At 43.8% G+C, this 16,414-nt stretch carries 14 protein-coding genes; 2 read left to right on the top strand and 12 right to left on the bottom strand.

Translation table 11 applies throughout. The annotated features are described in order from the left end of the window. Window positions 1–89: 89 nt before the first annotated feature. From NSQ29_RS10955 to NSQ29_RS10920, 8 genes are all read right to left on the bottom strand, one after another. Window positions 90–1,280: a Ger(x)C family spore germination protein gene (locus NSQ29_RS10955; protein ID WP_076283629.1), complete on the bottom strand. Its 1,191-nt coding sequence runs from the start codon at window positions 1,278–1,280 to the stop codon at window positions 90–92. Then, window positions 1,273–2,376 carry a GerAB/ArcD/ProY family transporter gene (locus NSQ29_RS10950; protein WP_341125029.1) on the bottom strand — a complete coding sequence of 368 codons (1,104 nt, stop codon included), beginning with the start codon at window positions 2,374–2,376 and terminating at the stop codon, window positions 1,273–1,275. The genes NSQ29_RS10955 and NSQ29_RS10950 overlap by 8 nt, the downstream gene beginning before the upstream one ends. Window positions 2,377–2,412: 36 nt before the next feature. After that, the gene (locus NSQ29_RS10945) at window positions 2,413–4,080 is read right to left on the bottom strand and encodes a spore germination protein (protein WP_341125028.1); all 1,668 of its coding nucleotides are present in this window, start codon (window positions 4,078–4,080) and stop codon (window positions 2,413–2,415) included. 178 nt (window positions 4,081–4,258) lie between these two features. Further along, window positions 4,259–6,457 (bottom strand): DEAD/DEAH box helicase, encoded by a 2,199-nt coding sequence (locus NSQ29_RS10940; RefSeq protein ID WP_341125027.1) that lies wholly within the window; start codon window positions 6,455–6,457, stop codon window positions 4,259–4,261. Next, window positions 6,454–7,773, bottom strand: a complete 1,320-nt coding sequence (locus NSQ29_RS10935; RefSeq protein ID WP_341125026.1) for an ATP-binding protein — start codon at window positions 7,771–7,773, stop codon at window positions 6,454–6,456. The genes NSQ29_RS10940 and NSQ29_RS10935 overlap by 4 nt, the downstream gene beginning before the upstream one ends. Window positions 7,774–7,788: 15 nt before the next feature. Further along, on the bottom strand, window positions 7,789–9,393 hold the full coding sequence (locus NSQ29_RS10930) for a TerB N-terminal domain-containing protein (protein WP_341125025.1): 1,605 nt from the start codon (window positions 9,391–9,393) through the stop codon (window positions 7,789–7,791). Between the two features lie 192 nt (window positions 9,394–9,585). After that, the gene (locus NSQ29_RS10925) at window positions 9,586–10,788 is read right to left on the bottom strand and encodes an MFS transporter (RefSeq protein ID WP_405176754.1); all 1,203 of its coding nucleotides are present in this window, start codon (window positions 10,786–10,788) and stop codon (window positions 9,586–9,588) included. Window positions 10,789–10,879: 91 nt separating this feature from the next. Next, a complete protein-coding gene (locus tag NSQ29_RS10920) occupies window positions 10,880–11,647 on the bottom strand; it encodes a DUF1836 domain-containing protein (protein WP_042188578.1) in 768 nt (255 codons plus the stop codon). Between the two features lie 113 nt (window positions 11,648–11,760). Between NSQ29_RS10920 and NSQ29_RS10915 the strand changes: the two genes are divergently transcribed. Continuing rightward, complete coding sequence (locus NSQ29_RS10915; protein ID WP_042188579.1) at window positions 11,761–13,086, top strand: hemolysin family protein; 1,326 nt, start codon at window positions 11,761–11,763, stop codon at window positions 13,084–13,086. A 36-nt stretch (window positions 13,087–13,122) separates the two neighbouring features. On the opposite strand, the gene NSQ29_RS10910 is transcribed toward NSQ29_RS10915, so the two are convergent. Genes NSQ29_RS10910 through NSQ29_RS10900 form a run of 3 tightly spaced genes read right to left on the bottom strand, consistent with a single transcriptional unit; the run spans window position 13,123 to window position 14,488 of the window. After that, window positions 13,123–13,656, bottom strand: a complete 534-nt coding sequence (locus NSQ29_RS10910) for a GNAT family N-acetyltransferase (RefSeq protein ID WP_339795986.1) — start codon at window positions 13,654–13,656, stop codon at window positions 13,123–13,125. 24 nt (window positions 13,657–13,680) lie between these two features. Then, entirely contained in the window at window positions 13,681–14,109 is a 429-nt protein-coding gene (locus NSQ29_RS10905; RefSeq protein ID WP_340969834.1) for a GNAT family N-acetyltransferase, read from the bottom strand. Between the two features lie 25 nt (window positions 14,110–14,134). Next, a complete protein-coding gene (locus NSQ29_RS10900) occupies window positions 14,135–14,488 on the bottom strand; it encodes a VOC family protein (protein WP_042193979.1) in 354 nt (117 codons plus the stop codon). 161 nt (window positions 14,489–14,649) lie between these two features. Between NSQ29_RS10900 and NSQ29_RS10895 the strand changes: the two genes are divergently transcribed. Continuing rightward, window positions 14,650–15,996: a TrkH family potassium uptake protein gene (locus NSQ29_RS10895; RefSeq protein WP_081393020.1), complete on the top strand. Its 1,347-nt coding sequence runs from the start codon at window positions 14,650–14,652 to the stop codon at window positions 15,994–15,996. 61 nt (window positions 15,997–16,057) lie between these two features. Here NSQ29_RS10895 and NSQ29_RS10890 read toward each other — a convergent pair whose 3' ends face one another. Further along, window positions 16,058–16,333, bottom strand: coding sequence for a hypothetical protein (locus tag NSQ29_RS10890; RefSeq protein WP_042188584.1), 276 nt, complete (start codon window positions 16,331–16,333; stop codon window positions 16,058–16,060). Window positions 16,334–16,414 lie beyond the last annotated feature (81 nt).

Raw genomic sequence — 16,414 nt, 5'->3', positions numbered from 1 at the left:
AATACAATATATGTCCGAACATAACGAAACACCCGCTAATTGGGGTGCTTCGATTAACAATATTTTCGATATTCTGTCTGGAAATTCGTTCAATCAGAAGTTGTACCAAAATCGGTAATCTTAAGCTTTAGATCAAAGGTCACTGGAATCCGAGTAAATTCCTCGTCCCAATGATCCTTAATCTGTTTCCAGACATGAGGCTTTTTAATGCTGAACCAATCTCCGAATCCTGCTACATCCACTTTGTAAGTGGATTGCATTTTGTTGATAAGAGCATTGATTTGTTGGGTTAGTTTTTCTTCGAATATCTTCTCTAGTTCTTTGAAATAATCAACATCCGAGGAATGCGCATCAACATTCCAATCCTCTATTAGGCGTCCAGTGGACTCAATTGCAACATGAAATGATATCTTCTTATCATCGGTCTCTTTCAGCGTAATCTTACTCTTAACGGATTTAATCTCATAAGTAATCGACTCGTTCGACTGATCATATGCTTTGAGACTCCCTCCTCTTATATCCCCCTTGATCCAGGCAATACTCTCCACGTCATTTTGGTCGAGATTTCCGATCCAATGTCCTGTATCTCCCTTGATTATACCGGCTCCGGAAAATTTGATCTCACCATGTGCCTCTATAACGTTCTGCAACACAAAGCTTTGCTTGGAGTACATAAGCGCATCTAGATTCGATAGCGTTATGCCCTTCATAACTTTACTGGTTCTGAAATTGTTACGGACCATCTCCACCAGCCGGAAGGAAGGAATCTCCTCCTCAGTCGTCATAAGCGAATCGGACGCGAGCCCCTGGCTAAGAAATATGAGACAACTGGGACGGATATCGTTATCTCGGAGTACAAAATCCATTAACTGTCTGATCTTCGCCTTTTGCACTAGATCCTCTGATATGACGATAACCTTAAGGTGATGGCCTATAATCGGACGGTTCTTGCGAATGGAGAACTGACGGAATATTTCAAGCAGAGAATCCCCTGTTTCTGAAATATTGTAAAAATGGGTTTTGGTTTTTTCGCCTTCTTTACCGGAGTTCCCGATTGTTCTTTCAGGCACAATTTGTACGGTTGCCGTAAGTTTATTATGCTTTGGGTAGCTCCCTCCACGCTCCTCAAATTCCCGTTCGAGCGTTCTAGGTTCCCCCTTATCAAGCGCCAATCCCGTAATAACACTCAGGTCTTCAATCTCTTTACTGCTCCAACAACCAGGCTGCGTAAGCAGAATCATGAATATTATTAGTAAGTGTATTACCCTCTGTCTAAACATTCTGCTTGAGTCCTTTCTTCCTGATCAGTAATACGATCGACAATAACAGTGGCAACAACATAAAAATCAGCACACCCATATAGCCAATCGATTCACCAAGACTGAAGACATCGTTGATGCGTTGAGGAATCATCGTGCAGATGAAAATTACAGGCATTAAGGCGAACATAACCGGATGGATCTTAAGATTAAACACTTGCGAAATTCCAAGTGACGCATTAAAGAAAAAACTGCAAAAATTGCAGAACATCTGCATCAGCCATATGACTAACAAAGGAAATTCAAATCGTTCAAAAAAGAATCCTGAAATTTCCAAGCTTCGTACCAAATCTATCGTAGGCCAGGTACTGGTGATTACAGAATTGATGGACAGACCTCCAATAACCATCACAACAGTTACCAAATACAGTACCAACGGGATACAGAATCCGACCATCATCCCTTTAACCGCTTCCTGCGGATGCTCCATAAAGGCCGTCATGATCATAACAACCTCACATCCAGTAAAGATCAGGATGCCCGACTTCATCCCCCGAATGACCGGCATCAGGCCTTCACTCATAAAAGGGCGTAAATGATGGATATCAAATATTCTGGAGCTTAAAATAAAACAAATAATCAGAATAAAGATACTGATCGGAAACACAATTTGAAACACACGGGCAATGGAATTAATCCCCCCATACACCAAATAGGTGCCTACCCAGATGAACGGCATCACAATCGCCCAAATTGGAGTCCCTTCCAGAAGAAAGAACAACGTTACTTCCGCCAGTACTCGGATTTCGAAGCCCGCAATCACAATAAAGTACAGAATCAACAAAGAACTCAGTACACCACCTGGAAGATTTCCAACAATTTTTTTAGAATACTGAAAGACAGTTTTACCTGGAAATTGCTGGCTAAGCTTCACCATAACCATTATCACTATAAACACGACGACACCACCCAGCACCACAGAAACCCAGGCATCAGGAGTCTGTACAGCCTTGACAAGATCTCTTGGCAAGGTCAAAATTCCGGCACCCAGCATCGAATTGGTCAATACTATGGCAGCTTGCGAAGTTGTGATCTTGTCATCCGTACGTTTGAACACTGTGGTCTCCCCCCTGCTCCTGCAAGAATACATTCTCTAGGATTTGCGATTTTTCTTCTGGGTCTTCAGCATCTCCGGTCTTCGCTTCATAATGGATAACGGTGCACGGATAAATAAATCCTTCCAGTCACTTACCCGAAAGGGCGAGATAGGCGTGATGTAAGGAACCCCGAAGCTTGAAAGGCGAGTCAGATGACTGCAAATCAGCAGGAAGAACAGGATGGTTCCGTACATGCCCAGGACCGCTGCAAATAACATACCTGCGAATCGTAAGATCCGGAGGGTAATTCCAGCACTGTACATCGGTATGGAAAACGAAGAGATAGCTGTCACGGCTACGACAATTACTAAAAAGGGACTTACAATACCAGCCTGTACCGCGGCATCTCCAATGATCAGACCTCCGACAATTCCCATTGCCGGACCTATGGGCTTCGGCAGACGAATTCCAGCTTCACGTAAGATTTCAATGGAAATCTCCAGAATCAGTACTTCAATTAAAGCAGGAAAGGGTACACCTTGGCGTGCTTCAATTATGGAAATGGCCAGCTGAGTAGGAATTAGTCCCGGATGAAAGGAGATAAAGGAAATATAAAGCGCAGGGGCTAACAGCGCCAGAAATGCTGCGCAAAACCGTAACACCCGTAAAAGTGTACCTGGAAACCAGCGCTCATAATAATCCTCGGGAGACTGTAAAAGCATACTGAACGTCACTGGAACTATGAGTGCAAACGGTGTGCCGTCCAGCAAAATTGCAATTCTCCCCTCTAATAAAGAGGCAATCACTCGATCGGGTCTTTCTGTATTCTGTGTTTGCTGAAATGGACTTAAATAATCATCCTCGATTAGCTGCTCCACATAGCCAGATTCCAGAATAAAATCCATATCAATTTTGGAGATCCGTTCATTCACTTCCTGTAGCAGATCAGGATTTACAATGTTTTTCATATAAGCGATAACTAGACTCTTCTTAATTTCGCTACCCACTTCAACCCTTTTCATTTCCAGATTCTTATTGAGCCCTTGACGCCGCAGCATAGAGGTATTCTCACTGAGCACTTCGGTAAAGCCAATCCGAGGTCCCCGCAGTAAAGCTTCCGAGGTTGGCTCAGTAATTGCGCGCACTGCTCCATGTGGAAAGCCAACCAGAAGCATCTCACGCATGCCTTCGACAATCAGTGCAGTGTATCCAAACAGGACAGACTCCTGCAGATGGTCCAAATCTCTAGCATCACTAAGCTGAGCCAGCGGGAGCATAGTCTGTTTCATATAGGTGTATATTCCTTCCGAAGCTTGCATTTCACCGGCAAACATCAGATTTTGCAACACCTGTTGATTGATTAGCTCTTCATCCTGCATGCCCTCCACATAGACCAATGCGGCACGTGCCTGAATACCTTTGACTGAAAATTCACGAAAATGCACATCACTATTCCCCCCCAAGGCCGTTCTTATCGCCGCTAGGTCGGCATCATAATCTTGCGTAAACACTGTAGACGCACCCTGCTGCTGTTTTACTCCCTCATTGTCTGCCTTCTTATGTTCCTCCTGAGAGTCAGCTCCTGACTCCTTGGAACGTCCGCTTCCAACATAAAAATACAAATGCTTGTAAAGGTAATATAACCCTATGGGAAAGAGCAGCGTGATGGCTGCCTGCATAAAAACTGTCCAATCTGGAATATAAGAGACTATTTTAGACCACATCGTTATCATCCTTTAATAGGAATCTTCTAGATACTATTCTCTGCCTGCCCTGTTTTTATACAACTTATGGAATAGGAGGAAAGTCTAGATCGGCGCAAGGAGATACACGTTGCTGTGCGTCCGAACATAAAGAAACGCCCGCATAAGCGGGCGTCTCGATTAAAAATATTTAAGATAGTTACTGTGGTTGCCGCCATTGTTTTAGTACTTCTAGCAGCCCTGGAACATCTAATCCATCCAAAGAAAAAGCTTTGCGCAGCAGCTCATGCGGGATGAACTCGTCATACTTTCCGAGGTAGGGTGCTTCATCTGGAGATAATAATGTTAAAGGATCAACGGCAGCCATACTCTCAGCGATGATCTCCGCTTCCAGCGTTTCTGCATCTGATTTGCCTGCAACCACCATATAATAAGGTTCCATCGGCACGATAGATCGAAGTCCCTGTGAGCTCTTCAAATTGTTTTTGAGAAGGCGCTCTAGTGTACGGAATTGCCGACTACCCGCCCACGGTAAGATAAACATCGAATCACCACCTGCCGGCATAACGGAACGTTCAAGCATTCCACTTTCCTTCGCTAAACGACGAGCTCGTTCAAGCCGCGCAGCCGCACTCGGAGCAAGATACGGATACAAGGATGTTGCGCCTAACACTTCACGTATTTTGGTCATAATTCGTGTATGCACATCCCCGCCCGCTCCAAGCCACAACGTATCCACTTTACCGCGTGAGGTTTTTACATAAACAGCTTTATGTCGATTATCGACCTCTTCTACCTTCCAGAGCTTCCCTGCCAGAGTAAAACAGTAACCCGGTGGTGGTACAGTTGTGATCGAGCCAATCTCTTCAGTCCCGTTATAGACAACATGCTCTTCATCGTCTTTGAAGACTGCGTAGAAGCGGAAGTTGTTCACGATCTTCTCCCCCGCCATCCCAATAATCAAGCTGCCTTCATCCATCTTCTCGATTTGTCCCATGCCCAGCATATAAGTCATGAAGGTATCGTAGTCCGCAGGATCAATGCTATTGAAGGAAGGTAAGCTTAGTACAGCCTCCTTTAAATCCTCCGGCTCCGCCTCCCCCATACTCTTCAATATGCTCATTGTCTGATGGTATAACAGCCCGACTGGCAGCTGGCGCACCACCAGTGGTTCAACCCACTTCTCACGCACATATAGCTCAATAACCGCTATCGCTCGAAGCAGCGTCCAAGGCATCCGTGCCGGAAGCTGTGCTTCCTCATCCTCTTCCTCGGGCGTGACAAAGATCATCTCGGATGCGGCGTCACCGCGCCTGCCCGAGCGGCCGAGTCGCTGCACAAAGCTTGCGCAGCTATAAGGAGCCCCGACCTGGAGCACCCGCTCCAGCTCTCCTAGATCAATGCCCAGCTCCAGCGTCAATGTCGCTGCCGCAACTGCAGGACCGGAGCCTTGCCGCAGCGCGGCTTCCGTCTCTTCGCGGAGCATCGCGGAGATGCTGCCATGGTGAACGTGAAAAACATCCCGTTCCCCACGCTTCGCGGCCGTTCTCCGCAGCTCAAGGGTTGCCGTCTCCGCATCCGAGCGGCTATTCGTGAAGATCAACGCTTTCTTAAGATGCGTATGATCATAAATGAAATCGTAATAAGACTGCTTCGCGCGTTCTAAATGCTCCGCCTGCACTTCATCCCGTGCATCCGGGAAAGAGAAATGCTCCACACTTAAACGGAGCTTACGCCCGCCCTGTGGAGCGGACACCTCTACGCTCTCCCGCGTACCTGCCGCCAGCCACTCCGTCACCGAAGCATAGTCGCTAAGCGTAGCCGATAGACCGATTCTACGCGGATGACATCCCGCCATTCGTGAGATTCTCGCCAGCTGACTCAGAACCTGAATCCCCCGATCAGCACCCATAAAGGCATGCACCTCGTCAATGACAATATATCGGAGATCATGGAACAGCGCCGGGATAGCATTCGGACGGTTCATCAATAGTCCTTCAAGCGATTCAGGGGTAATCTGTAGCACGCCGGAAGGATTCTGCACCAGTTTCGTCTTATCGGCTTGCGGAACATCCCCATGCCAGTGCCATACCGGAATATTGCCTTCACGGAGCAAATCGTTCAGCCTTGTAAATTGATCGTTAATCAATGCTTTCAGCGGAGCGATATACAGAATACCAACCGAACCGGAAGGACGTTCATACAGCTCAGTAAGCGCTGGAAAAAAAGCCGCCTCTGTCTTACCTGAAGCTGTACCCGAAGCAATCAGTAAGTGATGCGGCGTATCAAACAGCACACGACAGGCATCCACCTGCGCCTCACGCAAAGTCTCCCAACGGTTCTTATAGATAAACTCTTTAATAAAGGGAGCCAGCCTATAAAACGGATTATCACTCATAATTCAAACTCCGCGAGGAATCCATCTAACTCATTTTGTTCAGTATCAGCAGGTTTAGAGGTTCGTTCGCCCACTAACTTCTCGAAAGAGATCTCCGGATGCTGGTGTAAGGTGTGAAGTAGATCCATGAAATCACGCACCACTTCACGCGGAGTCAGGAGCTCGTCTGCCCCTAATCTGCCCACAGCTTCTTCCATAAAATGAACCAATTGTTCCTGTGTTAACTGTGCTTCGTAACCATAATGAAGGGCATGAATATCTCTAAGCTTTTGCAAAAGGATCAAAATTTCTTCATGTGAGAGCATGTCCAGTGCAATAATAGGCCCAGTATAATTGTTCAGACCTGCTGCGCCGTATCTTCCTGCAACTAATCTTGAACGCAGCGCTTCATAACTAAATAATCCACGCCGTCCATCCTCCACAAATTGCGGAGTCCCCCCTATAAAAATCCCTAGGCTTTCTGCCTTGCCCTGCATCGTATCGTTGAACATTGTAAGCAGCTTTTCATAGTTACTCTGACGTGAGATACTGTTCGTGATTTTGTAGAGGTTGACGCCTTCGTCAATGAATAGCAGCAGTCCCTTATAACCGATAGCAGAAGTGAATTCCGCCCACAGTTTCATATAATCATACCAATTATCATCATCAATAATCACGCCCACACCAAGTGCTTTTCGTGCTTCCGTTCGAGTAGCGAATTCACCTCTTAGCCAGCGAAGGGAATCCTGCTTCAATTCATCGTCAGCGAGTTTATGTGCATTCCAATAAGTAGCCAGCACTTTGGCAAAATCAAATCCATGTACCAAACCGCGCATTTCGGAGGCTACAGCATAGATTCGTTTCTCAACTTCGTCTCCAAGCTGGGGGTGATCAGGGCCATATTCATTCTCTTGCATCACAGACTGCTGAAGCGTAATGATCCATTTTTGCAAAATAATCTCCAGAGCGCCTCCATCTGGACGTGTCCGGGTAGACAAATGACTCATCAGCTCTCGATATGTAGCAAGACCTTGTCCTTTCGTTCCCACTAATCTTCGTTCAGGGGATAGATCCGCATCGGCTACTACAAAATCCCGATCCATCGCATAATTACGGATCATCTGCAAAAGAAAGCTTTTGCCGCTACCGAATTTGCCTGTAATCAGCTTAAAAGCAGCTCCACCCTCCGCAATATTATCCATATCTCTCAATATCGCTTCAATCTCTGGCCGGCGGCCAACGGCTATATGTTCTAGTCCGATACGCGGAACCACACCGGCTGTCAGTGAATTGACTAGCGCTGTCGTCATACGTTTGGGTATTTTTAAACCATTCATCCAAAGTTCACCCCATTAAATATTAAGCAGATGAATTTTATATTCTTCTGCAATTTCTTCACCATCTATGATCAAATCACCTAGAATGTTCATTGCGATATCATTGATCTCATCAATCAAGAGTTCTGACATCGTGCCATTTGCAGCCGCTATCTTCTGTATGGTTTGTGTTCCATCCTCGTTCATAAACGCAATCAGAGCTTCGTGTTGGAGTGGACTTAAAGCATTAGAGAACTGCTCCCACTCCGTATCTACGTTAGCAGATTGAATTTCTTCTATAGTTAATTCAGGCTCAGGAGACTGAAGCGGTACAATGATTTCATCTTCAATATCTTCAAATTCTTCTTTTTCTACTACTTCTTCAAGCTCGGATTCCTCATTAGTAATCTCAAAACCGCTATCCTCAAGTTCTTCCAGCTCATTCATTTCCTCAACCGTAAGCATAGTTCGTACAATCTCGGAATCACTCTGCAGCCTTTCAAGCTTCTCACGATCAATAACTACTGCCGGCCCCTTATCTTCCTGTTTCTCTTTCTCAAATTCCCGCTTCAGAAAACGAGTGATAAGGTCATCCATATCCGCATCCACATTAACCCCTTTGAGCCGTCCTCGATACCCCAGCAGTTCCCGTAATTTATTCTCAGTCAAACGGAATAGCCTTGTAATCAAACTGCGAAGCGGTGGAGATTTACTGATACGCACAACCGGTATAAGCACTGAATAACCATATAGCGAAATATCATATACGGCGCTACGAAATAAATAACGCTCCCTCATTACTGAGGGGCCTGGTGGGAACATTTCAACCAAATTCGAGCCATGTTTCCGACTGACATAAGCGTTGATTAATGCCACTACCTGTGGAATATATCGTTCAAGGGCTTCTTTACCTTCCCCCATATAAAACTTCGATTTACTAATATCGTAGTCTGACATTGCTGTTAATACCGTAAAGGTTAACTGCTCAGGAGCTACAGTAAGACATCTCTCTAACTCTAGCTCTGCCAGATCTCCGGCAAGACCGCGTGAACGAGCAACGATTAAAGATAGAGGCACATTCAAATGATGAACAAACGAGAAGTCCGCGATCCAACCACCCAAATATTGATCCAGACGTTTATAATTTTCACGATAAGCTTCCCAGATTTGACTGAGCTGCTTATAGCCATCATAAGGATCTTGCCAACCTACACCATTAATAAGCTCATACACGTGCAGAAAAATATATGAAAGATCCGTTTTCGGATATCTACCCTGTCTAACTTCATTGCGCCAATAAAAATACCATCTACTTTGCGTGCCCGTCATATGACCATACGTTGGCCAGTAACTCTTAAAAGGAATAAATAGCGCCGAATCCTCGGTTCTATGTTCCAACTCCTTCGCTCTAGCTACAAACTGACCTTCGGTGGTTGTCACAGGCTCCGGCGTGTCGGTCTCCAGATCCCAAAGCTGAAGCTGTAAAGAAGGTTCAGACGACGCTTTAGGCTTCCCTACATTTGCAGTAGATAACTTTGGCAGCGCTGGTTCTGATGAATTTCGCGGGGGAATAGGAACGTTTTGTTCCGTACTTTCCCAGACTAATTCCGTGAAATGAGGCTGATTCCTATCCTTACTCATGTTCGATCGCTCCGTTCTTATAAAAGAAGGACTAATGCAAGCATAACGCCTTCTTTGCGGGGGCCCTAAATATATAGTTTCTAATGTTAAAAAAAACGGCCCTGTTCACAACTGTGAAGGAACCGTTTTGTTCTTATTAAATTTTAGCATTGTTGGTAGATTAACATCAAGTATGTAATGAAGAATTATCCTCTACAGGAGCTCCGTTCCCTTTGTCTCTTTTCCTAGGAAGAGCACCGCTAACGCACCGATAATAATCGTTACAAAAAATAACATGAAGATCGAGCCAATCGCTATAGATTTACCTACCAGCACCCCTACTAACAAAGGAGCGATGATGCCGCCAATCCGGCCAAAGGAAGTCGCTAAACCAGCGCCTGTTGAGCGAATAGTTGTTGGGTACAACTCTGGTGTATAAGCGTACATGCCACCCCATGCTCCGAGATTAAAGAACGATAAGCAAATCCCGGCCGCCATCAGCATACCTTCTGTAGTTGCATTTCCGAACCATGCCGCACTAACGGCAGTGAACAGCATATAGAGGACCAGGACAAACTTACGTCCGAACTTTTCGATGAAGTAAGCGGCAGTAAAGTAACCCGGCAGCTGAGCTAGCGTCATGATAAGCACGTATTCGAAGCTTTTAACCAAGCTGAAGCCTTTAAGTACCATAACTGTAGGTAGCCATAAAAACATCCCATAATACGAAAACACTACAGTAAACCATAAAATCCACAGCATAATCGTAGAACGACGATACTCTGGTGACCATACTGTTGTGATACGTTTTTTCAAGGACACAGGCGCCTTCTTGATCTCAGCAAACTTCGGTGAATCGTCTATAGCACGTCTTAAGTATAGAGCGTATAGAGCGGGAACAGCACCAATACCGAATGCTACACGCCAGCCATAATCAGGAATCACGAAGAATGCAATTAAAGCAGAAGCGATCCATCCAACCGCCCAAAAGCTCTCTAGTAGCACAACCGCACGGCCTCTCTCACGGGCAGGCATACTTTCAGACACTAATGTTGAGGCGACGGGCAGTTCCCCACCTAGTCCAAATCCAGCGATAAATCTAAGTACACAGAGTATTCCGAAGCCTGTTGCAAAAGCCGATAACCCACTCGCAGCCGAGAAAATTAGGAGTGTCCATAGAAGTATCGGTTTACGTCCAAAACGATCGGCTAATATCCCTGCTGCCGCAGCACCCACAGCCATGCCCACGGAGTTAATACTTGTCAATATACCTATCTGCTCCGGTCCCAGATTCCAATCCTTGGCTAAAGCCGCTACAACAAAAGAAATCATCCCGACGTCCATCGCGTCGAACATCCAGCTTAAGCCTGCACTGAAGAGTAATTTCCTTTGCTTCGGATTCCGCAGCAGTGTCATTTGATTCACTTCTAAGCCCCCTTATATCCAACATATATCATATGAAACTTACTTTTGATTGTTTCACTTATACATATTAAAATTGAAGCGTTCAAAAATCAAGAAATAAAGCTGCATTAAAGTATTGTCTGGCAAGCGATTGAAAATAACATGTCTGAACAGCTATCGTGGCTATCAGAAGTATGTTGCGGACAGACTCTCTCTGAGATCTCGTAAGATGCGTCAGCCGATTGATCACACGATCTGTGGAACTTCTAAGCAGGGAATCTTCTTTCCAGGAGAACTCCTTGTGTAAAAGTTGATCTACTTTACATTGGGTTTGTATAGTTGGATTGCTCTTGATCTCTTCAAACAGCCCAGCATATGCGTAATACAGCTTTGTCGGTTCTATAAGATCATCATCGTCTCGATCTGGCTTTAAGAACATTAATCGGAATAGCTGACGAATACTTTCGAAATTTAGGGCCGATTTGAGATCATCGATCATAAACAGAAGTGCTGCCTGATTAACTGAATACTTCTTTCCTTCTCTTGGAGAACCGAGATACTCCTTAAAATCACGCTTCACCCAATTTTGCATAGTAGTCACAGTCAAAGTGGAATACTCTATTAGATGGCCTAATGAAGCAATTTCACCGAGTGAAAAGCCTTTTACATCATGCCCCTTAATGATCTTTTGAAAAATGGGTGGAACATCTGTAGATAAAAAAGCGGGTAACGAAGTCCCCTTTTGTACTTCATCAAGATGAAATTTAGTCCATGCCTCTTGGAGGATATTCAGCGGTTTCCGGTCTGATAATCCGGTCAATGAGAGCAGAAGACTGGACATCTCCACACGAGTCAATGCAAATGATTCCATATCTGTTTCCCTCCACCATTTGATATTTCTCTGAAAAGTTCGTAGAATAGTTCATAAGAACTCATAATATGAGTATAACCTATTTTAGGAACGAAAGGGATGGTAAAGATTATATGGGTATAGGACTTAGTTTGACGTTGGTGGCTATTTTGATTATTTTAACCGCTTTTTTTGTAGCAACGGAATTTGCATTGGTGAGACTTAGAGGTAGTCAGATCAGTCAAATGGTGATCGAGGGAAAGAAGAACGCGCTAGCTGTACAACGAGTGTCTGCTAATCTTGACGGATACTTATCTGCTTGTCAGCTTGGGATTACAATCACTGCACTGGGTATTGGTGCACTGGCAGAGCCAGCGTTTGAGCAGTTGCTCCTTCCGGTATTCGACTGGGCTAATATTAGTCCAAGTGTGAGTCACCCTCTTGCGTTCTTATTCGCATTCGTCATTGCAACATTCCTACACGTCGTTGTCGGGGAACTTGCTCCGAAGACAGTAGCTATAAACATTCCGGAAAAAATCGGTCAAATTACATCACCGCTGATTATTTGGTTCTACAGAATTTTGTACCCACTCATTTGGTTTATGAATGGTTCCGCAAATCTGCTTGTTCGCCTTTTCGGGATGAAGCCTGCCAGTGAGCATGGAGACGCTCATAGTGAAGATGAGATTCGTTTGATCTTATCCGAAAGCTATGAAAGTGGAAAAATCAATAAAGCTGAATATGGCTATGTCAACCGTATCTTTACTTTTGACGAGATGTTGGCCAAAGAAATCATGGTTCCACGAACAGATATGGTATGTCTTTTCACCAATCATTCATTAAAAGAAAATTTTGAGATTATCCGTAAGGAACAATATACTCGCTTCCCGGTTGCAGAAGGTAGCAAGGATAATATCATCGGAATGATTAATACGAAACAGCTTTATTTGCAATATGACAATAACCCTGATTTTGATTTCAAAGGCTTGATTCAGCCAGTCCTAACCGTATCTGAGGTAACACCTGTTAAGAACCTTTTAACACGTATGCAGTTGGAGCGGGTGCATATCGCCCTGCTGCTTGATGAATATGGTGGAACGTCTGGACTCATCACGATTGAAGATATTTTGGAAGAAATCGTTGGTGAAATTCGAGATGAATTTGACGGTGATGAGCGCAGAGAAATTGAGAAACTAAGCGATACAAATTATCTGTTCGATGGTAAGGTATCTTTAATTGAGGTCAAGGAGCTTACCGGTCTTGATTTCGAACATGAGGAAGTGACAACGATTGGAGGCTGGTTATACAGTCATATCCCAGATCCGGCCGTTGGCAAAAGCATTGTACATGACAACGTAACCTTAATCATTCGTGAAATGAACAGATACCGTGTACGCAAGGTTGAGGTCATCATTGAGACCACTGGTGACACTGAATCGTCAGAGCTTGAGAATTCATAAGCTTTTAATCATAAAAAAAAGGATAGAGTTATCAGATTAAATCTGATCCTCTATCCTTTTTTCTTTTATCAAAATCTTACTCATGTAATATTCATCTATCCATTGGCCATCGATTACAAGTGATTTTCTTTTCGTCCCTTCGATCTCAAACCCATTTTTGATATATAGCGACATAGCTAGCTCATTATGGGTCATAACTGTTAACTCTAACCGGACAATTTCAGTATTCTTAGCCCATACATCCAGTTCTTTGAATAGCCCCGTACCAATCCCCTGACCTTGATGCTGTCTTAGAACTCCAATGACTATGTACGCACTATGGCGATTGCGTCTAACATTTCCACCTCTAACCGACATAAAACCTATCAAATGGTTATCAACCTCAGCACCAATAAGGATTGAAGTATTTGCTAAAGCGAAGCTTTCGATCATCTCTTTGACCTGATTTAGACTGGATTGTCGTTCATCCGGCTCTAATAACATAAATTTGGATTCCTGATCCAACTGATGCTGTAATCGAAGTAATTCTTCTGCATCCTCTGGTATAAGCACTTTAAGTGTAACCATCATATCATCACTTCCAATCATAAATAGCTATAAGTACTTTTTGAACAGCTTACTGGAGCTGCTATTGTATCCAAGATGCTCGTAAAATTGATGTGCATCCTCTCTTCTGACCGCACTCGATAGCATGATCTTAAGGGCGCCCCTAGAAGTGGCTACGTGCTCAGCGTATCTCATTAGTTTCGCACCGTATCCTTTCCCTCTCACCTCTTGTGATATGATGACTCTTTCAATGACAGCAAAGGGTCGATCGTCACATAAAGCATCCATACATAAATGAAGATGAAGCGTCCCAACAATAGCCCCTTCTTCTTCGTACACATAAAGAAAACTATCCGTATTGTCAGCTATCCGCTTCAGGCGGTCCGGTGACACTTGTATAGCTGTCTGCTCAGGCAACAACATTCGATATAAGTTTTCAATATACAATGCGTCTTCAGGAACAGCCTCTCTTATCATTTGTTTATTCCTTTCTTAATCATTCTTAACAACGGCAGACCATGATAACATTGCCATTCGGATCTTTAAAATTAAACCAATGGTCATGCTCGATATCCGTAAGAATCTCTCCGCCATTTGCTTTCACATAGTCATAAGCAGCATCAATATCCTCGGTATTTAGATGAAAAGAGGGGATATTAAGAACGGACTCAGAAGTGTAAATTTTGCTGTCTAATACGATTTCTGGTCCTTGCATGGGGATCACGTATAGATGCCCGAATAATACTTCACCATCCAAAGGCAAACCAAGCAATTGGCAATACCATTCTTTGGATTTCTCAATATCCTTTACCGGAATAAAAACTGCACCAATCTGATTCAGAATCGGACTTACCACCATTAAGAAAGCCTCCTCTTTAAAGTTGCAGAATAGGGTGTTATTCTAGAATAATTCGATAAAATATGTCAATTACCTCCCTCCACTTAGGGAAGGTCTGGCAAGTTATGTTATAATTTTGTGTGCACTACTCTAATTTCACGTATGACAGGAGAATTGAATTGGCTAATCTGAACTTCGGTGGATTGAAATTAACTCCACCAAAAGTCTTATCACTAGGATTTGTAATACTTATCACTGCCGGAACTTTTTTACTTAGTTTGCCGGTCGCCTCAGTAGAAGGGCATATTTCTTTTATTGATGCATTATTCATGGCTACATCGGCAACCTGTGTTACAGGTCTGGCAGTCATTGATACGGGCACACAGTTGACTACTTTTGGACAAGTTGTTCTACTCGTATTATTTCAGTTTGGGGGATTGGGTTTTATTACGATGGCCACCTTGATTACTTTGGTCCTTAATAAACGAATATCCTTTAAAGAGCGAATTCTTATGCAAGAATCTATGAACCAGAATTCCATGCAAGGTATTGTCCAGTTGATCCGCAGAGTCCTGATCTATTCCCTTGTTATTCAGCTCACAGGTGCCATCGTGTTTGCCGGTAGGTTTATGATGGATATGCCTTTCGGGAAAGCTGTATATTATGGAATTTTTCACAGCATATCTATTTTTAATAATGCAGGCTTTGATTTATTCGGTGACATTCATGGACCCTTTAGTGGACTTACTCGTTTTGTAAATGATCCTATAGTGAATTTCACCTCAATGATTCTCATCTTTCTTGGAGGGGTCGGTTTTATCGTCCTGTCTGATGTTTTTGACTTTCCAAAACGCAAAAAGCTTACTCTACATTCTAAGGTTGTTCTTTCGACCTCTATGATATTGATTGTCATTGGGGCTGCTCTATTTTTCTTACTAGAATTTAATTCTACGCTGAAGCCCTTGAGTGCAGGTGGAAAGATGATGGCTACATTTTTACAAGCGATAACACCACGTTCAGGTGGCGTCACTACAATTGAAATTCCACTGATGCGGGAATCAACGCAATTTCTAATGATTCTGCTAATGTTCATAGGGGCTGCGCCTGGATCTACTGGTGGGGGAATTAAGATTACTACGTTCGCTGTTCTAGTGGCTGCGGTTTCTGCAAGACTAAGGGGTAAAGAGGATATTGTAATGTTTCGTCATCGGATCGCCAAAGAAAATGTCTATAGAGCCGTGACGATGACACTGATGTCTCTAATGTTAGTGGTCATTGCTACGATGTTGTTATCCGTGACAGAAAAGGCTGACTTTCTTGCTGTACTCTTTGAATCCGTATCTGCATTCGGGACTTCTGGTCTCTCCATGGGACTTACTCCAGAATTGACTACGGCGGGTAAAGTGCTCATTATTTTTCTAATGTTTCTGGGTCGGACAGGTCCGCTTACTCTAGCTTATGCACTCAAACCTAAGGGTAGTAAGGAACTTTACAGATATCCTGAAGGTAAGATTACAATCGGATAAGGCGAGATGTAACCAGCGGCAATGAATATTGCCGCTGGTAATCAATCAACACTTGTATGTTTTACTCTTCAACGATCTCTTGTTTATCTAGTGCGGCATCAAGCAATTGATTGTATACATCGTCATCATTTTCAAGTAGCGCGTCAGTTTCTAAGAACTGCTCTTCACTTCCAGGCTCACCAGCAAAGCTTAGGCTGTAATCCCATTCCGTTCCTCTTGTACTGAAAAAAGTAATCTCATATGGAGCCTTATGGTTTTCGAGAGTAAATATCGTCCTCCCTACATAGCTTTTATCCTCTTTACGGCTCATTTCAGCACTTACGATCTCTAAATTCATCCGCTAATCTTCCTTCCATTCATCAAATCATTTCCCCTCTCAGTATAGCATTGAAATGAATGTAATTCCTCAATTTACACT

This window comes from Paenibacillus sp. FSL F4-0236 (genome assembly GCF_038000135.1).
GTDB lineage: Bacteria > Bacillota > Bacilli > Paenibacillales > Paenibacillaceae > Paenibacillus_AQ.
Note: the sequence above shows the minus strand (reverse complement) of the source record. Positions and strands in the feature narration are given on the sequence as shown.